The organism is Serratia sp. SA088 (assembly GCF_049065515.1).
GTDB classification, from domain to species: Bacteria; Pseudomonadota; Gammaproteobacteria; order Enterobacterales; family Enterobacteriaceae; genus Serratia; species Serratia nematodiphila.
On sequence record NZ_JBAKGW010000002.1, the window covers coordinates 281,151 to 297,661 of the forward strand.

Consider the following 16,511-nt stretch of genomic DNA (forward strand, 5'->3'; position numbering starts at 1 on the left):
TCTCTCATGACTGAACACGTAAAAAGCTACTATGCGGCCACGGCCAACGCTCATCAGCCCTATCCGCAATTGAATGAATCTCTCGAGTGCGACGTCTGCGTGATCGGCGGCGGCTATACCGGCCTCTCCTCCGCGCTGTTCCTGGTGGAAGCCGGTTACGACGTGGTGGTGTTGGAAGCGGCGCGCATCGGTTTCGGCGCCAGCGGCCGCAACGGCGGCCAGTTGGTCAACTCTTACAGCCGCGACATTGATGTGATCGAGGAGCGCTACGGCGCGGAAAGCGCCCGCCTGCTCGGCAGCATGATGTTTGAAGGCGCGGAGATCATTCGCAGCCGCATCAGCCGCTACGCCATCGACTGCGACTACCGCCCCGGCGGCATCTTCGCCGCCCTGAACAACAAGCAGTTCCATGCGCTGATCGAGCAAAAGCGCAACTGGGAGCGCTACGGCAATACCCAGCTCGAGCTGCTCGATGCGGACCGGGTGCGCCAGGAGGTCGCCAGCGATCGCTATGTCGGCGCGCTGCTCGATCACAGCGGCGGCCACATCCATCCGCTCAATCTGGCGCTGGGCGAGGCCGAGGCGATTCGCCTGCAGGGCGGGCGCATCTTCGAGCAATCGGCGGTGACGAACATCCGCCACGGCGAACCGGCGCTCATCAGCACCGCCAACGGCCAGGTGAAGGCGCGCTTCGTCATCGTCGCCGGCAACGCCTACCTGGGCGACAAGCTGGAGCCGCGGCTGGCCAAACGCAGCATGCCGTGCGGCACTCAGGTGGTGACCACCGAACCGTTGGCGCCGGAGATCGCGCAGGCGCTGATCCCGCAGAATTACTGCGTGGAAGACTGTAACTACCTGCTGGATTACTACCGCATCACCGCCGATCATCGCCTGCTGTACGGCGGCGGCGTGGTGTACGGTGCGCGCGATCCGGACGACATCGACAACCTGATCCGGCCAAAGCTGCTGAAGACCTTCCCGCAGCTGAAAGGGGTGCGTATCGACTATCGTTGGACCGGCAACTTCCTGCTGACGCTGTCGCGCATGCCGCAGTTCGGTCGGCTGGAGAATAACGTGTACTACATGCAGGGCTACAGCGGCCACGGCGTGACCTGCACCCATCTGGCGGGCAAGCTGATCGCCGAGCTGATGCGCGGCGACGCCGAACGCTTCGACGCCTTCGCCAAACTGCCGCACCTGCCGTTCTTCGGCGGACGCAACCTGCAGATCCCGTTCACCGCCATCGGCGCGGCCTACTACACGCTGCGCGACCGCATCGGCGTCTAAAACAGCAGGCCCGGTCATCATGGCCGGGCCTGTGCGTTAACGCTTAGACGATCTTCGGTTGGCCGTCTGAGGCGGTCGCCCCGCCATCGACCGGAATATTGGCGCCATTGATAAAGCTGGCGTCGTCGCTGGCCAGAAACGCCATCACCGCCGCCACTTCTTCCGGCTCCGCCGCGCGCCCCAGCGCGATGCGCTCATTGAACTTATCGCGGATCTCCTGCGGCCAGCCGTTGGTCATGTTGGTTTTGACCAGGCTCGGGCAGACCGAGTTGATGCGCACGCCGTCACCGCCGTGATCGAGCGCCATGGCGCGCGTCAGGTTGACCACCGCGCCTTTCGCCGCGCAGTAATAAGCCGCGCCCCAGTCACCGCCCAGGCCGGACACCGACGCGGTATTGACGATGCAGCCCTTGGTCTTCAGCAGGTGCGGCAAGGCGAATTTGGAGCAGAACACCACGCCGTCGATATCGACCCCGGCGATGCGACGCCAGTCGTCGACGCTGGTTTCCAGCACGCTGCCCGCCACGTGCACGCCGGCATTGTTCAGCAGGACGTCGATGCGGCCCAGTTTTTCCACCACCTCGTTCATCATTTTTTCAACCGCGACGTGATCGGAAACGTCGATATGCACCGCCATCGCTCGGCCCTTCGGCAGCGAAGCGGCGACCTTGTCCACCGCATCCTTGGCCCAGTCGGCCAGCACCACGATCGCGCCCTCGGCGGAGAAACGCCGCGCCGCCGCTTCCCCCATGCCATTGCCCGCACCGGTGATAACCACGACTTTATTGTCAAAACGCATGAGACCTCCTCCATGTAAACGCATTTATATAAGTCATACAAATCTCATTGCTCCGAGGATAAGACTCAGGCTCCCTGAGAGCCAGTCAAAACGTGCGGTTTATTAACCAAAAGGAGGTATACGAATCATTTCAATGCGCTGAGTTAATCTTTATCGGATTTTGGCCAACATATTGATGGAGAAAATAAAATTCCAGGCAGTCACTATTTTCCTGGCAGATTATCAGCAAGCGGGATTATTGCGGATAGACGGTTATGGCCGCTCAGAGATAAGCGATGCGAATGAAAAAAGCAGCCGCCCGTCGGCGGCCGCGACTATTTTTTCTCGATGGGAACAACCAGCAGATCGACGTTCAACTCATTGATCGCCTGACGCGCCGAAGAAACCAGCCGGCTCCAGACATCGTGGTGATGGCCGAAGATCACCAGATCGAACCCTTTTTCCTTCGCCACCCGATTCAGCTCCTCCGTCAACGCGCCACGGCTGACGATCACCTCTTCCACCGGATAGGAAGACTGCCCTTTGATCGCATTGAGCATATTCTTCACCCGCTCCGAAAAGGTGCGATCGGTGTAGTTGTAATCGCCCACGCCCAGATCAACATAATAGCCGGCGCGGTGGATGTCGATATAGATCAGGGAAAGTTTGGCATTGAGCGCGGCGGCCAGTCTGGCGCCCTTGCCCAGCAGGAACTCGGCGTCTTCGCTGAGATCCGTGGCGACAACGATATGCCGGTAAGCCATGATGGCGGCCCTCCTCGTCAGATCCGTAAACAGGATGGCGCTCCTTGCCGCATGTTTCTTATGCATCTTAAGTTTAGCCCAGCGCCGGGCCGCTCGCCTGCCCCCTCGGCAAACGGTCGACGAGCGCCATCGCCTCGGTGCCCCAGGCATTCACCGGAATGTGCCGCATGCGTAACTCTTCCCGGCCGTCATCGGAGCGGCGGCGCGATCGGTCGGGTGGATTCTGTGCGGGATTCGTTATAAAACTAACGGTACTCTTGTTGTAACAGGCAATCTTCCATGATCGATATGTCCGCCGTACTCGCCGTTTTCACCGTGTATATTGTCGGCGTGGTGATCCCCGGCCCCAATTTCGTCGCTGTCGCTCACAAAGCCGTTTCAGCACGCCGGACAGAGGCGTTTGCCTTGGTGGCCGGCATCGTGCTGGTCAATCTGTTCTGGGCGAGCAGCGCCCTTCTTGGCATCGGCGTGGTTTTCGCCCTGTTCCCCTGGTTGGCTATGGCGATTAAAGTCGCCGGCGCTGGCTATTTAATGTGGTTCGGCTATCGGCTTATCGCCCAGGCGGCGCCCTCTTCCGGCACCCCAGCGGCCACCGGAAAAAGCGGTTTTCGCGCCGCCTTTCTACAGGGTATCGCCACCAACATCGCCAACCCCAAATCCATTGCGTTTTACGCCGCCGTCTTCTCATCAGCGGCGCCCGCCCATGTTTCTACACCGACTTTTCTCGCCATGCTGCTGGAAGTCGCGGTGATAGCCAGCTTGTGGTACGGGCTGGTGGCGCTGGTATTGTCGCACGCGCCTGTCGCCGGCGCCTACCGCCGCAGCAAGGCTTGGATCGATCGCGCCTGCGGCACCTTGATCATCGCACTGGGACTGCGGCAGTTACTCAGCCGATGATCGCGATCCCCAGCCGCTCCAGCAGTTGAGCGGCCTGGTGACTGTCCATTTTAACGCCCTGCAGATCGGTGGTGCGTAAATCCAACTCACCCAGTTCCGCGTTGCTCAGATCGCACTGGGTGACATCGGCGGCGCGCCAGTCGAAACCGGAGAATTCGCCGCCGGACAGATCGGAACCGCTGAAACTGGCGCCGAGCACCTGCGCCCCGTGCCAGCGGTTTTCCCACAGCTCGCATTTCTCCAGCACCACCTTGGCGAAGTTGGCATAGCTCAGGTTGCTTTTGGTGATATAGGCGCTGCAAAACCAGGTGCGGCTGGTGATCATGTTCATAAAGCTGGCGCCGCGAAAATCGGCGCCCTGCGCGCGGCATTCGCGGATCTCCACCCCCAGCGCGCTGGCATGGCGGAAGTCGGCCATCGACAAATCGCAGCTTCTGAAGCTGGCGTCTTTCAGGATCGCGCGGCTGAAATTGCCGCCCTGTCGGCTGTCGCGATCGTAAAACTGGCAGCCGATAAACTCGGTACCGGTCAGATCGGCGCCCGAAAAATCGCACAGCATAAAACTGCCGTTTTCAATTTTTTCGCCGGTAAAGCGGTTACGGTCAATCTTTTCACCCTTCAACATCAGACTCATCGCAGCGCACCTGTTTATTTATACAGTCAGTGCGCATTTAATCCTATTCCGGCCGGGTTGGCAACCGTCGCCGATCGGCGGCCATCCGCTGCGACCGGTTCGAACGCCACCTTGACGATACTGAACGTCTTGGTACTTTCCGCCTGAGCGACGTCAGCAAACAGCCGGGGGTAACGGGAGTTGACGACCCACACCTCGCCATCGCGCAGCGCGGCGCCGGTCGGCCCATCCAATCCCGGCGGCGCGGCGACCGCAGCGATACGCGCACTGGCCCAGCCGTCGGTCGAGGAGAGCAGCGTCACGTCACCGGACATGCTCCCCTTTTCACCCGGAAAAGACTGTACGATCACCAATTCATGGGCGTTTTTGAGCCGCAGCCCGTCCGGCCCTTTCAGCCGCTGCGGCAGCCTGATTTCACTTATCGCAAGCGTGGTATCCAGCGTCACCTTCCACAGCAGCCCGCGGGTGTAGTCCGCCGCAATCAGGAAGCCGTCCGGGTGATACACGACGCCATTGAGATAGGGCCGCGTGCCCTGCGCAGCGGCGGGTGCGTCGGCCGGCATCAAGCGCGCTGAGCGCACCAAAATCGACACCTGGCGCGTTGCCCGATCGATCTTGTAAATCTGCGGCTGGAAGCTGTCGGTGACGTAGATATTGCCCTGTGCGTCGAGCGTCAGATCGTTGGCCAGCGTCGGCCCATGGCTTAGCGATGAAAGGTCGTACGTCTGCTGCAGCACGCCGGTATCGAGATTGAACTCCAGCACCTGCGCCACGCGATTGCGCGTGCCGGCGGCAGAGTTGCGGGACACGCCCACGTCTTCGTTGCACACCAGCACCCGGTTGCGCTCGGCGTCCACCAGCATGCCGGAGGTGGTGATAAGCCCCGTGCCGGTGGAAAACCGCCGATAGCGGCCATCCGGGTAGACCAGGCCAAGCTGCCCGCCGCGCAGGGAGGAGATAAGGAACGCACCGGCGCGTGCATTCCAGGCAATGCCCTCAGGGTAGGCGCCGGCGGGGTCCGGTGAAAACTCGATGCGTTGCGTGGCCTGCGCCTGCATAACGCCGCAGAGCAACAGCGCAGCGCCGGCCAACTGGGTGACGCGTCGGCGGCACGGCAATAAGAAAGAAAAGAAGCTGAAGCGGAACATGAGCATGACCCTGATGAGGACTCGGATCGCTAGAGTAGGATCGCGCCGCTCATGGCACCAGCCGGGAAAAAGGCAATGCGCCACTAAAAAAATCGCAGTAATCGGCGCAAAAAAAAAACCGCCCGATACGGGCGGTTGACGTGACGGCGAACCGTTACTTCAGGGCTTCCTGAATGGCGTCGGCCATCGGACCGATGTGCTTCTCCGCCGCCTTCAGCTGGAAGTCCACGCCGTTGCCGTCGTTGGTATCCGACAGCGTGGCCTTGATCAGTTCCAGCGCCGCCTGCACTGCCACCAGCCGTTTGTGCTGTTCGTCCGTGACCGGTTCGGCGCCCATATTGGCCGGATAGTAATGTTCTAACATCGCGATCTCCTTTTGATGACGTTAAACCTTAACCTACCAGAAAACCGCGCATTTATTAAGGAAACCCCGCCCGGTGCGGCCGAATGGCGATAAATTGCACTATACTGGGCAAACCCGCCCTCCTGCCACAGGATCACCGCCATGTCATTCCAGGGAAGCTGCCACTGCGGCGCCGTCACCTTCACCGTCGACGCCGAACTGCCGACCGAAGCCCTCAGCTGCAACTGCTCGATCTGCCGCCGCAAGGGGCTGTTGCTGTCGTTCTTTCCCATCAGCGCGTTCACGCTCAGCAGCGGCCAAGACCGGCTCAGCACCTACACCTTCAATCAGCACAAGATCCGCCATCAGTTCTGCCGAGTCTGCGGAGCCCAGCCCTTTGCCTACGGCACCGCGCCGGACGGCGCCGCGATGTGTGCCGTCAATCTGCGCTGCGTGCCTGACGTCGCGCTCGATGCGTTACAGATCCACAGCTACGACGGGGCCAGCGTCTGAGCGAATCGCGCGCTCAGTCGAAGGCGACCCAGCCGGCGTCGGTTTCGGCGGATTGCACGCAGCGCGCCACCCACTTCACGCCCAGCGCGCCGGCCTGCACGTCCGGGTACCAGAAGTCGGCCAGGAAGGCCGCGTCGCGCCGATCGGTGGCGTCCATCGCCAGCGCGAAGCGGCGGTAGAGATTCGACCAGGCTTCAAACAGCCCCTCCGCATGGCCGCCGCCGATGCGATCGTCCGCCAGCGCCGACGCGGCGAGATACGGCATGCCGCGCTCCAGGATCCGCACCGGCTCGCCCTGCACTTCGAAGCGCAGCTGATTGGGTTGTTCATCCCACCACTCCAGGCTGGCCTTTTCACCGACAATGCGCACCTTTTGGCCGTGCATCGAACCGCAGTTGACCGCCGAAGCCCACACGGAGCCGATGGCGCCGTTGTGATACTCCATCAGCACATAGGCGTTGTCCTCCAACGGCGCGCGCGACGGCACAAAGCTTTGTCGGCTGCAGAGCAGCCGCCGGATCTTCAGCTGCGGCGCCATGGTTTCCGCCAGGAACAGCGTGTGGGTCGCCAGATCGCCCAGCACATAGCTGGGGCCGACAAAGCGCGGATCGACCCGCCAGCGAGTGCTGGGATTATCCTGCTCCACCGGCGCGGCGTGGAAGCCGTGAGCGAACTGCATATTCACCAGCCGAATTTCCCCCAGCCGGCCATCGGCAATCATCTGCCGCGCCTGCAAAATCATCTGGTGCCCGGCATAGCCGTAGGTCACGCCGATGACTTTGCGCTGCCGCTCGCACAGCGCCGCCAGCGCCTGTGCCTCTTCGTCGCTGAAACACAGCGGCTTCTCGCACACCACGTGCAATCCCGCCTCCAGCGCCGCCCGGCAAATGGCGTAATGGGTGTTGTTCGGCGTGGCGATCGAGACCGCTTCGATGCCGTCCGCCCGCGCGGCTTCGGCGCGGAACATCTCGGCATAATCCGCATAACAGCGCTCCGCCGCCACGCCCAGACTCCGGCCAAAATCACGCCCGCGTTCGGCGTCAATGTCGAACGCGCCGGCCAACAGAGTAAACGCGCCGTCGCGCAAGGCCGCCGAACGGTGGATGTAACCAATCTGGCTGGTGCCGCCGCCGCCGACCATGCCCCAGCGCAACGATCTCGCCAAAGGTTTGCTGCCGTTGATCATCGTGTTTCTCCTGATTAAAAGCCGAGGCCGCGCAAGTAGCGCAAGCTGGCGGTGACGTCCTGCAGGCTACCCTGCACATTGCGCGGATCGCGCTCCTGCTCGATAGTGATCCAGCCCCGGTATCCGCGCTCGGCCAACAGCGTACGCAGTTGCGGATAATCGATCGCCCCGCTGCCCAACGGGCACATGACGCCCTCGGCGCAGGCGGTGAAAAAATCGACGCCGCGCGCCAGCACCTCGCGGAACACCTGCGGATCGACGTCTTTGAAGTGCAGATAATCGAGGCGATCAAAGTGCTTGCTCAGCCAGGCAGCCGGGGCCAGCCCGGCGTAATACAGATGGCCGGTATCCAGGCACAATCCGGCGGTGTGATGCGGAATGTCCGCCGCCAACCGGTCGATTTCGTCGGCGAACTCGATACAGCCGCCGGCGTGCGGATGCACCACCGGCCGCACGCCGTATTCCCGCCAGGCCAGTTCGCTGATGCGCGTAATGTGCCCGATCATCCTCTGCCACTCCGCCTGCGACAAACGCGGTGCTAAATCTGAACGCCCGGCGAATCTGGCGCGTTGCGGATTGCCGAAATCGATAATCACCAGGAACGGCGGCGCGGCGCGATCGCCCTCGCTCGGCTCCGCCCTGGGCGCCCGCGAGAGGTTGCGGCAAATCCGATGCGTCAGATCCAGCAGGCGCTCAATGTTCGCCTCGCTGACCAGATCGTCAAAAATCGTGCCGGCCACCAGCGACAGGCGATGCTGCTCCAGCGCGGCGCACAGCGCCTCGCTCTGCGTCGGCAGATAGCCCCACGGCCCCAGCTCGATGCTGCGGTAGCCGGCCGCCGACGCTTCTTGCAGAACCGTGGCGTAGGGCGGCAAATGGGGGTTGTTCGGATCATCTACGCCCCAACTGCAGGGCGCATTGGCGATAGGCAAAGTCATGGCGACGGCTCCTTTTTTGCAGGGAATGCCGGCAGTATCAAACAAAAATTCCAAAACTATCAATAATGAAAATTTTATTTTTTGATAGAGATCGCGCTATTTTTGATAAATTATTTGATAGTTTTTTATCAAATTAAGGCAGCACCTGGTTGCGCGCTGCTCTCGGCAACCACCACTCATCGGCCGTCAGAGGTTTTCTTTGGTGATCACATCGAAGCGATTAATGATGTGCCGTAATCCCGGTTGTTCACCGGCGGCTAGTAACGTCTCGACGATCGTGGCGGCCAATTCGGGAATGCGGTGGCACAGCAGCAGATCCACCGTGCCGTCGAGCAGCGCCATTTCACCGCCCTGCACCGGGCCGTGGCACACCAGCGTGATGTCATGCTGCCGGCCGCTCTCTCGCAACGCCTGAATAATGCCCTCCACACCGCCGCTCGGCGCGTACAGCGCCGCCAGCTCCGGGTGGCTCGCCAGCAGTTCACGCGTGACCCGGCGCGCCGTTTCCGCGTCCTCATGGCTGCGCACCGGTTCCAGCACGCGCTGGCCGCTCATCTGCTCACGCAGATAAGAGCGGAAACCGATCTCGCAGGCCTCCTGACACGTAAAACGGTTGTCGCCGATGATCACGCCGACGTCGCCCTGCCGCCGGCACAGACGGTCCACCGCCCAACCGGCGGTGCGGCCCGCTTTTTGATTATCCAGACCGATGTAGCCGGCGCGGCTGGGCACCGATAAATCCGACAGCAGCGCGAAGACGTTGATGCCCGCCTGGGCGGCTTCTTCTACGGCATAGTGGATCAGGGGGTGATCCAGCGCCAGCACGCCGATCGCTTCCACCTGGCGGCTCAATTGGCTAATGGCGGCGGCGGTGTCGCCGATGGCATTGAGAGAGTGAAAGATAAACTGCGGCGGCTGACCCGGCTCATGATACGGCGCCGCTTGCGCCATCAGTTCATCAGCCAGTTGCGCATAGAAAGAGTGTTCGCGCCGCAGCAGGATGAACCCCATTCTCAGGCGGCGTTCCGGCCTGCCCAGCACCGCCGACAGGCAGTGGGACTTCTCCAACGCGAACCCCAACTTTTTCGCCGCCTCAATCACCCGGCGCTGGGTGACGGGCCGCACCGATGCGCGTTGGTTGATCACCCGATCGACGGTGGCGATGCCGACCCGCGCCTCTCTGGCGATGGCCGCCATGGTGGTTTTCTTGCCGCTCATGTTCATCTCCATCAACGATTTGATGGGAAAATATCATAGCCGTTGCCGCCCCTGATGTGATGCCGTTCGCGATTAACGGTAGACGGAGAACTTCTTGGTCAGCGGCTTAAGCTGCTCGGTGTCACCGTAGAGCGCCACCGCCACGAAATCCAGCTGCTCGTAAGGGGTATTGGCGGTGTCGGCGATCTGCTGCTCGGCGGAGTGCGACAGCATGGTGGTGGTGAAGAAGTTGGACAGCACGCCCTCCTCCTTGCATTTGAGGATCAGGTTGCTGAGCTGGCTGCTGTTTTTAGCCTGCAGGATCACGATCGGGTAGTGGCTCATATTGGCGCTGACGCCGTCGAGGCTGCTCGGATAGTGGTGAAACTCGCGCTGCTCGATCAGATCGGTGATGCCCGCCGTCAGATGGCAGGAGGCGTTAAACAGCGTGGCCGGTTCGTGATTGCGGTTGAGGATGATATAAAACTTTTTCTCGTTGTCGCTGTACATACTCTTCTCCTTGAATAGACAGCCAGTTTTACCCAACCGGCGCACGGTTTCAAGGCGCGATAAGGGGCCGCGTCCGGCCCCGTGATAGCACTGCCGGCTCAGACCGCGCCTTCGCCAGGCCCCAGCGGCTGGGCCACCTGATGCAGCACGGTGATGTTCTGCAAAATAGTGCCGCCGTCGATCGGTTTCATCTGGCCGTCGCGATCTTTATAGTGCGTCGGCTTGGCGCCGTGGAAGAACAGCCCGGCGTTGACCTGCACGCCCAGATAGCCCGCGCTGGCCGGCAGGCGCTGCACGTCGGTCCAGGGGTTAGAAACCGGCACATACTGGAAGCCTGCGCTGGTCTTGGCATACAGCGGGCGCAGCAGCGTGACAAAGGCCATCATCGGCGACAGCGCCTCTGTAAAGATCTGCACCGGCCGATCGACCGTCATCAAGAAACCCTGCGGCTGCTCCTCAACCGTGTCGAGGCTCAGGCTGCTGCTGATATCATCGCCCCGGCCGCCATAGCTCCATTCAATGGCCGGCGCCCGACTCTCGTTCATCATCTCTGACATACACTGCTCCTTATAAAGTGAATTCAACACGCCTGCTGCGTGCCGGAACAGTAAACCGCTGCAGGGGGGCGAGCGTCCACGCCGGGCGGCACGCTGGCACACCAAACAACGAGGCGCGCAAATTAAAGCTCGAAATGAATAATTTCCCCACGTGACAGCGCAGCATTTGAACGACTTCTGTCGTAGCGCAGACGCATAGTGAGGGCGTTACCGCCACTGGAGAGTGTTATGACTGCGATTAAACCGGACGCCATCGACCGCATTTCCCCCGCCGCCACGCCCTGGCTGGCCGTCATCAACGTGCTGTTCGCCGGCATCGCCGCGGCGCTGCACGTGGGCAAGGCCACCATCGCGCTGCCGGCGCTGCAGGCCGAGTTCGGCCGCTCGCTGGAGGCGCTCAGCTGGGTCATTTCGGCCTTTCCCTTCGTCGGAGTGTTCGGCGGCATCGCCGCCGGGCTGCTGGTGCGCCGCTGGGGCGACCGGCGCCTGCTGGCGCTCGGGCTGCTGATCATCAGCGCCGCCAGCTTCGCCGGCGCCACGCTGCACGACTTCAGCGGGCTGATCGTCAGCCGCTTTGTCGAAGGCCTCGGCTTCGTGATCGTGGTGGTTGCCTCGCCGGCGGTGCTGAACCGCATCGTCGCCCCGGCGCAGCGCAACCTGGTGTTCGGCATCTGGAGCACCTTCATGCCGGCGGGCATCGCCATTTCACTGTTTTTCGGCCCGCATCTGGCCGACTGGCAGCAGAGCTGGCAGGCCGGTGCGGCGTTGACGCTGCTGGCCGCCCTGCTGCTGCCGCTGACCACGTCCCGCCGCGTCGCCAAGGCGCACGTTCCGCCGTTGCCGCTGCGACAAGCGCTGGGCGCGATGCTGCGGGCGCGCCAGCCGCTGTTGCTGGCGCTGATGTTCACCGCTTACAACCTGCAGTTTTTCTCGGTAATGACCTTTTTGCCGATCTTTCTGATGCAGCGCATCGGCCTGTCGCTGGCGGCCGCCGGCGGCATCAGCGCGGCGGCGGTGGCGGCCAACATCATCGGCAACCTCTCCGCCGGCGTGCTGCTGTCGCGCGGGCTGCCCGCCAGAACGCTGCTCGCCGCCACCAGCCTGTTGATCGGGGTCTTCGGCGTCGGCATTTTCCTGCCGATGACGCCCAACGGCCTGCTGATCCCGCTGTGTTTCCTGTTCTGCGCCATCGCCGGCATACTGCCCGCCACCATTCTGGCCGCCACGCCGGCGGCGACGCCGGAACCGACGCTGCTGCCGCTGAGCCTCGGGCTGGTGATGCAGGGAAACTACCTCGGCCAGGTGATCGGCCCGGTCGCGCTGAGCGCCATCGTGGCCGCAGCCGGCTGGGCGGCCCCGGCGTGGCTGGTGCTGGCGGCGGCAGTGTCTGGAGCGGTATTGGCGCTGGCGGCTACGCTTGCGTCAGGAAATCGATGAATTTCCGCACCTTCAGCGGGACAAAGCGCGCATAGGGGTAAAGCAGGATGAAGGGACGCGAGGCGCCGGCGTAATCTTTCAATACCTCGACCAGCGCCCCGCTGCTCAACTCTTGTTCGACGGTAAAGCGATACACCTGCATCAGTCCGGCGCCGCTTTTCACCAGCGTCAGCGTGGCGAGGTAATCTTCCTGGCAAAGCCAGCGCCCGGCAGTTTCCACTTTGCTGTTTTCGCCCTGAACCTTAAACGTCCAGGCGGTTTTTCTGCCGGTGCTGGGCAACGCATACTGAATGCAATCGTGCCGGGCCAGATCCGCCGGCGTGAGCGGCGCAGGGTGGCGTTGCAAATAGCCCGGCGTCGCCACCACGATCAGTTCAGCCTCCTCCAGACGCCGCGCCGCCAGGCCGGAGTCGTTCAGCTCGCTGCCGCGAATGGCGACGTCGAATTTATCTTCGGAGAAATCGATATTCTGATTGCTGACGTGCAGATTCAGCTTGAGATCGGGATAGCGTTGCGCAAACTCGGGCAAACGCGGCAACAGCCTAAAATGCGCGTACAGCGTCGGCGCGCTGATGCTGAGCGTGCCCACCGGTTTGTCCCGTTCGCCGGAAATGCTCGCCTCGGCCTCCATCAGCTGGCTCAGCGCCCGGCGACATTCCAGGTAATAACGCTGGCCGGCATCCGTGACGCGCATCTGGCGTGTGGTGCGGATAAACAGCTTCGCCTGCAATCGCGTCTCCAGACGCGCGACCGAGCGGCTGACCGCCGCAGGGGTTATCCCGGCGGCATTGGCCGCTGCGGTGAAGCTGCCGGTTTCTACCGTCAGGCAAAACAGCTCGATGCTGCCCACCTGAACGTCGTCAAAATGGCGTTGCATGTCTCTCCCTGCCAATTCATTACATAAGGTATAAATTAAAGTTCTTTCCTCCTCATTTTTCAATCATCAGGTATGGATTACCGTTCACGTACGATCAATCCCTATCCTGTCGAGGAGAGAAAATGAGCAAAGTAAAAACGGTCATCGTCACGGGCGCATCGAGCGGCTTGGGCTTCGCCATCGCGCAAGCCTACCTGGCGCGCGGCTATCAGGTTGTCGCAAACGCCCGTTCGCTTGAACGGCTGCAGGCGGCGGCGGACAAACTCGGCCGCCCGGCCAATCTGCTGCTGGCGCCGGGAGACATTGCGCTGCCGGAAACCGCCGAGCGGTTGTTCAGCCTGGCGATACAGGCTTTTGGTCAGGTAGATATTCTCATCAATAACGCCGGCATATTTATCGCCAAGCCGATCGCCGACTATACGCCGGAGGAGGTCGACGCGATGGTGGCAACCAATCTGAAAGGCTTCTTCTACCCGGCGCAGGCCGCCGCCCGGCATATGCAGCAACGCGGCGCCGGCCACATCGTCGCCATCACCGCGTCGATCGCCATGCAGCCCAACAGCAAAGTGCCCGCCTTGCTGCCGGTGCTGATTAAAGGCGGCCTTAACCACGCCGTGCGCGAGCTGGCATTGGAGTTAGCGCCGCACAACGTGATGGTCAACGCCGTGGCGCCCGGCATCATCGCCACGCCGATGCATCAAAATGATGAACAGAGCCTGGCGCAGATGCGGCAACTGGCGCCAACCGGCCGCGTCGGCCAGCCGCAGGACATCGTCGATGCGGTGCTGTATCTGACCGACGCCAATTTCGTTACCGGCGCGGCGCTCGCGGTTGACGGCGGCGCCACCGCCGGCGTCTGGTGAAACCGGGGAGAAACGCCATGCCATACGTCAACATTAAAGTGACCGACGAAGGGGTCAGCGCCGCGCAAAAGCGCATGCTGATCGAGGGAGCCACTATGCTGCTGGAACGGGTGCTGAATAAGCCACGCCACACCACTTTCGTGGTGATTGACGAGGTAGCCACCGACAACTGGGGCGTCGGCGGAGAGAGCGTCACCGCCCTGCGCGCCAAAGAACGAGGCGAATGACGGGTGATTTATTCTGGGGATCCAGTGTCGTAGGGTACAGCCGCTAGTTATCGTTATCGGGTCTGCGTGGTGAGATCAATCACGCTCAGCGTGAAGGATAAGGCCAGTGATGGTCCAGACCCGATAATGACAAGGCGCCGGTCGCGGCAAGATAAACCAGCACGCCGGCGAAAGCGATCAGCAGCACCTTTTCGATAACGGCAAGTCGTTTGTGTTCAGTCATTTGCATACTCCTTCGCGGTATCGGGCGAACGGCCGCCCTCCTAAAAACTAGGAAAGCCTGGCGCAGGCGGCAAGCGCGGCTCACAAAATGAAACACAATCGATAAATTTTGTTAATTATTTAGCCCTCTTTATTTTCTCACGCCGCCGCCTGTTCACCGTGCGGCGCCCGCCTTGCCCTTAATAACCCTATGGAATACGCCACTAAAAATCCCCTACCGGTTAAGCAAAGGTGATGATAGTGTTGTTTTCATTCAGTTCATCTATGCTGAAAATTCATCTTTTGAGGGACGACTATGATGTCTAAAGGCATTTCCAAGGGATTCTTTATTCTGATCCTGTTCATCGTTACCGCCGCCTTTCTCGACGTGCTGGGGCCTTATTACTCCTCGGTGCTGTGGGCGGTTATTCTGGCGGTGATTTTCCATCCGGTGAAAAAGAAGTTGAAGCAGTACGTCGGCGAACGCAACGGCGTGGTGTCGCTGCTGACGGTGGCGCTGATTTGCCTGATCGTGTTCACGCCGTTGGCGATCATCGCCTCGTCGCTGGCGATGGAATTCAACGTGATCTACACCAAGCTGCAGACCAACAACAGCCAATTGCCGACCATGCTGGCGGACTTTATGCGCCACCTGCCCGGCTGGGCGCAGCGCTTCCTGGCGGAGCATAACCTCAACAGCGCCGCCGAGATCCAAAAGCAGCTTTCCGAGGTGGCGCTCAAGGGCGGGCAATATCTGGCGGGCAGCGTGTTCCTGATCGGCAAGGGCACCTTCAACTTCGTCGTCGGCTTCGGCGTGATGCTCTATCTGCTGTTCTTCCTGCTGAAAGACGGCCCCTATCTGGTGAACCTGGCGCTCGAAGCGCTGCCGCTCTCCCAGCACGTGAAACACCACCTGTTCGTCAAGTTCGCCGCCGTCTCCCGCGCCACCGTCAAGGGCACGGTGGTGGTCGCCGTGGTGCAAGGCGCGCTCGGCGGGCTGGCGTTTTACTTTACCGGCATCGACGGCAGCCTGCTGTGGGGCGCGCTGATGGCATTCCTGTCGATCATCCCGGCCGTGGGCTCCGCCATCATCTGGGTGCCGGCGGTGATCTACTTCTTCGCCACCGGCATGCTGTGGAAAGCCATTTTCCTGGTAGTGTTCTTCGTGGTGGTGATCGGCCTGGTGGACAACATCCTGCGCCCGCTTCTGGTGGGCAAAGACACCAAAATGCCGGACTACCTGATCCTGATCTCCACCCTGGGCGGCATGGAGATCTACGGCATCAACGGCTTCGTCATCGGCCCCTTGATCGCCGCGCTGTTCATCGCCTGCTGGAACATCCTGTCCGGCCGCGACAGCGAGGAGAACATCGAAGAGATCGACGAAGAATTTATCGAGGAAGGCAAAAACCATCCCGACGCGGTGGAGTAAACCTCCCGCAGCGAATCACGCAGGGGCCCGTTTGGGCCCCTTTTTTTGTCTGTGGTATCCTTGCCAGGCTCACAAGGAAGAACGGGTTTCGTTATGCTTATTTTCTACGCCACGCTGGCCATCGCCTTCACCCTGCTGTGCCTGCTGGCCTTTATCTTTTGTGCTTACCAGCTTTCGAAGCACGGCGACGTCAAATTTTTGGCCTCGCTTTCGGTGCTGATCTTCGCGCTGCTGGCCTTCTATGCCGCTTATGGCTACGTCAGCACCTGGCTGCAACAGCAGGCGGTCGATGTCCGACTGTATTAGCGCAGCGGGATAAAAAAGACCTGCTCCGGATCGCCGTCATCGAGATTGTCAATCTGGCCGCTGGCGACAAATCCGGCGTTCAGCAGCAGCCGCTGCATCGGCAGGTTGGAACGATTGGTGGAAGTGAACAGCTTCGGGTGTCGGCAATGGGACTTCAATGCCGTAATCAACGCCTGCCCGACGCCCCGGCGGCGATAGCGCTCGCCGACCATCAGCATCTCGATAAAACCGCAGCCGAAGAAGTGATAGTGCAGTACGCCATAGCCCATCACCACGTCCTGTTCCTCGGCAAGATAGCAATCCCCCTGCCCGCACCAGGCCCGGATCTGCGCCGCGCGCTGCGGTTCGTGTTCGGCGACGCTGTCGAGGGCGATCAGGGCTGCGACATCGGTTTCAGTGGCAAGACGAACAAACAT

Annotated in this window: 21 protein-coding genes; 8 read left to right on the forward strand and 13 right to left on the reverse strand. The window is 61.4% G+C overall.

The features are described 5' to 3' along the window. Positions 1-6: 6 nt before the first annotated feature. Positions 7-1,287: an NAD(P)/FAD-dependent oxidoreductase gene (locus tag ACOWVD_RS06245; protein WP_004941279.1), complete on the forward strand. Its 1,281-nt coding sequence runs from the start codon at positions 7-9 to the stop codon at positions 1,285-1,287. Between the two features lie 43 nt (positions 1,288-1,330). Here the strand turns inward: ACOWVD_RS06245 and ACOWVD_RS06250 are convergent, their stop codons facing one another. Then, positions 1,331-2,086, reverse strand: a complete 756-nt coding sequence (locus ACOWVD_RS06250; RefSeq protein ID WP_004941275.1) for an SDR family NAD(P)-dependent oxidoreductase — start codon at positions 2,084-2,086, stop codon at positions 1,331-1,333. A 314-nt stretch (positions 2,087-2,400) separates the two neighbouring features. Further along, positions 2,401-2,829, reverse strand: coding sequence for a universal stress protein (locus ACOWVD_RS06255; protein WP_033633267.1), 429 nt, complete (start codon positions 2,827-2,829; stop codon positions 2,401-2,403). A gap of 279 nt (positions 2,830-3,108) precedes the next feature. Between ACOWVD_RS06255 and ACOWVD_RS06260 the strand changes: the two genes are divergently transcribed. After that, positions 3,109-3,726, forward strand: a complete 618-nt coding sequence (locus tag ACOWVD_RS06260; protein ID WP_021505532.1) for a LysE family translocator — start codon at positions 3,109-3,111, stop codon at positions 3,724-3,726. On the opposite strand, the gene ACOWVD_RS06265 is transcribed toward ACOWVD_RS06260, so the two are convergent. From ACOWVD_RS06265 to ACOWVD_RS06275, 3 genes are all read right to left on the reverse strand, one after another. Beyond that, positions 3,716-4,360 carry a Qnr family pentapeptide repeat protein gene (locus tag ACOWVD_RS06265; RefSeq protein WP_015377630.1) on the reverse strand — a complete coding sequence of 215 codons (645 nt, stop codon included), beginning with the start codon at positions 4,358-4,360 and terminating at the stop codon, positions 3,716-3,718. The genes ACOWVD_RS06260 and ACOWVD_RS06265 overlap by 11 nt on opposite strands. A 26-nt stretch (positions 4,361-4,386) precedes the next feature. Continuing rightward, positions 4,387-5,508: an SMP-30/gluconolactonase/LRE family protein gene (locus ACOWVD_RS06270; protein WP_197763788.1), complete on the reverse strand. Its 1,122-nt coding sequence runs from the start codon at positions 5,506-5,508 to the stop codon at positions 4,387-4,389. Positions 5,509-5,662: 154 nt separating this feature from the next. Next, the gene (locus ACOWVD_RS06275) at positions 5,663-5,872 is read right to left on the reverse strand and encodes a hypothetical protein (protein ID WP_004941260.1); all 210 of its coding nucleotides are present in this window, start codon (positions 5,870-5,872) and stop codon (positions 5,663-5,665) included. Between the two features lie 141 nt (positions 5,873-6,013). On the opposite strand from ACOWVD_RS06275, the gene ACOWVD_RS06280 reads away from it, so the two are divergent. Continuing rightward, entirely contained in the window at positions 6,014-6,364 is a 351-nt protein-coding gene (locus ACOWVD_RS06280; protein ID WP_004941257.1) for a GFA family protein, read from the forward strand. A gap of 13 nt (positions 6,365-6,377) precedes the next feature. Here ACOWVD_RS06280 and ACOWVD_RS06285 read toward each other — a convergent pair whose 3' ends face one another. From ACOWVD_RS06285 to ACOWVD_RS06305, 5 genes are all read right to left on the reverse strand, one after another. Continuing rightward, positions 6,378-7,550: a Gfo/Idh/MocA family protein gene (locus ACOWVD_RS06285; RefSeq protein ID WP_021505534.1), complete on the reverse strand. Its 1,173-nt coding sequence runs from the start codon at positions 7,548-7,550 to the stop codon at positions 6,378-6,380. A 14-nt stretch (positions 7,551-7,564) separates the two neighbouring features. Continuing rightward, on the reverse strand, positions 7,565-8,488 hold the full coding sequence (locus tag ACOWVD_RS06290; protein ID WP_049240211.1) for a TIM barrel protein: 924 nt from the start codon (positions 8,486-8,488) through the stop codon (positions 7,565-7,567). 186 nt (positions 8,489-8,674) lie between these two features. Continuing rightward, on the reverse strand, positions 8,675-9,706 hold the full coding sequence (locus tag ACOWVD_RS06295) for a LacI family DNA-binding transcriptional regulator (protein WP_421105504.1): 1,032 nt from the start codon (positions 9,704-9,706) through the stop codon (positions 8,675-8,677). Between the two features lie 72 nt (positions 9,707-9,778). After that, positions 9,779-10,195: a DUF2000 domain-containing protein gene (locus ACOWVD_RS06300; protein ID WP_004941246.1), complete on the reverse strand. Its 417-nt coding sequence runs from the start codon at positions 10,193-10,195 to the stop codon at positions 9,779-9,781. A gap of 98 nt (positions 10,196-10,293) precedes the next feature. Next, positions 10,294-10,752, reverse strand: coding sequence for a hypothetical protein (locus tag ACOWVD_RS06305; RefSeq protein WP_015377624.1), 459 nt, complete (start codon positions 10,750-10,752; stop codon positions 10,294-10,296). 228 nt (positions 10,753-10,980) lie between these two features. On the opposite strand from ACOWVD_RS06305, the gene ACOWVD_RS06310 reads away from it, so the two are divergent. Then, entirely contained in the window at positions 10,981-12,189 is a 1,209-nt protein-coding gene (locus ACOWVD_RS06310) for a CynX/NimT family MFS transporter (protein ID WP_421105505.1), read from the forward strand. On the opposite strand, the gene ACOWVD_RS06315 is transcribed toward ACOWVD_RS06310, so the two are convergent. After that, positions 12,164-13,066: a LysR family transcriptional regulator gene (locus ACOWVD_RS06315; protein WP_049240214.1), complete on the reverse strand. Its 903-nt coding sequence runs from the start codon at positions 13,064-13,066 to the stop codon at positions 12,164-12,166. The genes ACOWVD_RS06310 and ACOWVD_RS06315 overlap by 26 nt on opposite strands. Positions 13,067-13,188: 122 nt before the next feature. On the opposite strand from ACOWVD_RS06315, the gene ACOWVD_RS06320 reads away from it, so the two are divergent. Both ACOWVD_RS06320 and ACOWVD_RS06325 read left to right on the forward strand, forming a co-directional pair. Beyond that, positions 13,189-13,929 (forward strand): SDR family NAD(P)-dependent oxidoreductase, encoded by a 741-nt coding sequence (locus tag ACOWVD_RS06320; protein ID WP_015377621.1) that lies wholly within the window; start codon positions 13,189-13,191, stop codon positions 13,927-13,929. 17 nt (positions 13,930-13,946) lie between these two features. Continuing rightward, the gene (locus tag ACOWVD_RS06325) at positions 13,947-14,156 is read left to right on the forward strand and encodes a tautomerase family protein (protein ID WP_197799847.1); all 210 of its coding nucleotides are present in this window, start codon (positions 13,947-13,949) and stop codon (positions 14,154-14,156) included. An 85-nt stretch (positions 14,157-14,241) separates the two neighbouring features. Here the strand turns inward: ACOWVD_RS06325 and ACOWVD_RS06330 are convergent, their stop codons facing one another. Continuing rightward, on the reverse strand, positions 14,242-14,379 hold the full coding sequence (locus ACOWVD_RS06330) for a hypothetical protein (protein WP_004941229.1): 138 nt from the start codon (positions 14,377-14,379) through the stop codon (positions 14,242-14,244). A gap of 294 nt (positions 14,380-14,673) precedes the next feature. Between ACOWVD_RS06330 and ACOWVD_RS06335 the strand changes: the two genes are divergently transcribed. Together ACOWVD_RS06335 and ACOWVD_RS06340 are read left to right on the forward strand one after the other, a co-directional pair. Continuing rightward, positions 14,674-15,789, forward strand: coding sequence for an AI-2E family transporter (locus tag ACOWVD_RS06335; protein WP_033640590.1), 1,116 nt, complete (start codon positions 14,674-14,676; stop codon positions 15,787-15,789). A gap of 93 nt (positions 15,790-15,882) precedes the next feature. Further along, a complete protein-coding gene (locus ACOWVD_RS06340) occupies positions 15,883-16,095 on the forward strand; it encodes a hypothetical protein (protein WP_015377618.1) in 213 nt (70 codons plus the stop codon). Here ACOWVD_RS06340 and ACOWVD_RS06345 read toward each other — a convergent pair. Beyond that, a complete protein-coding gene (locus ACOWVD_RS06345; RefSeq protein WP_015377617.1) occupies positions 16,092-16,511 on the reverse strand; it encodes a GNAT family N-acetyltransferase in 420 nt (139 codons plus the stop codon). The genes ACOWVD_RS06340 and ACOWVD_RS06345 overlap by 4 nt on opposite strands.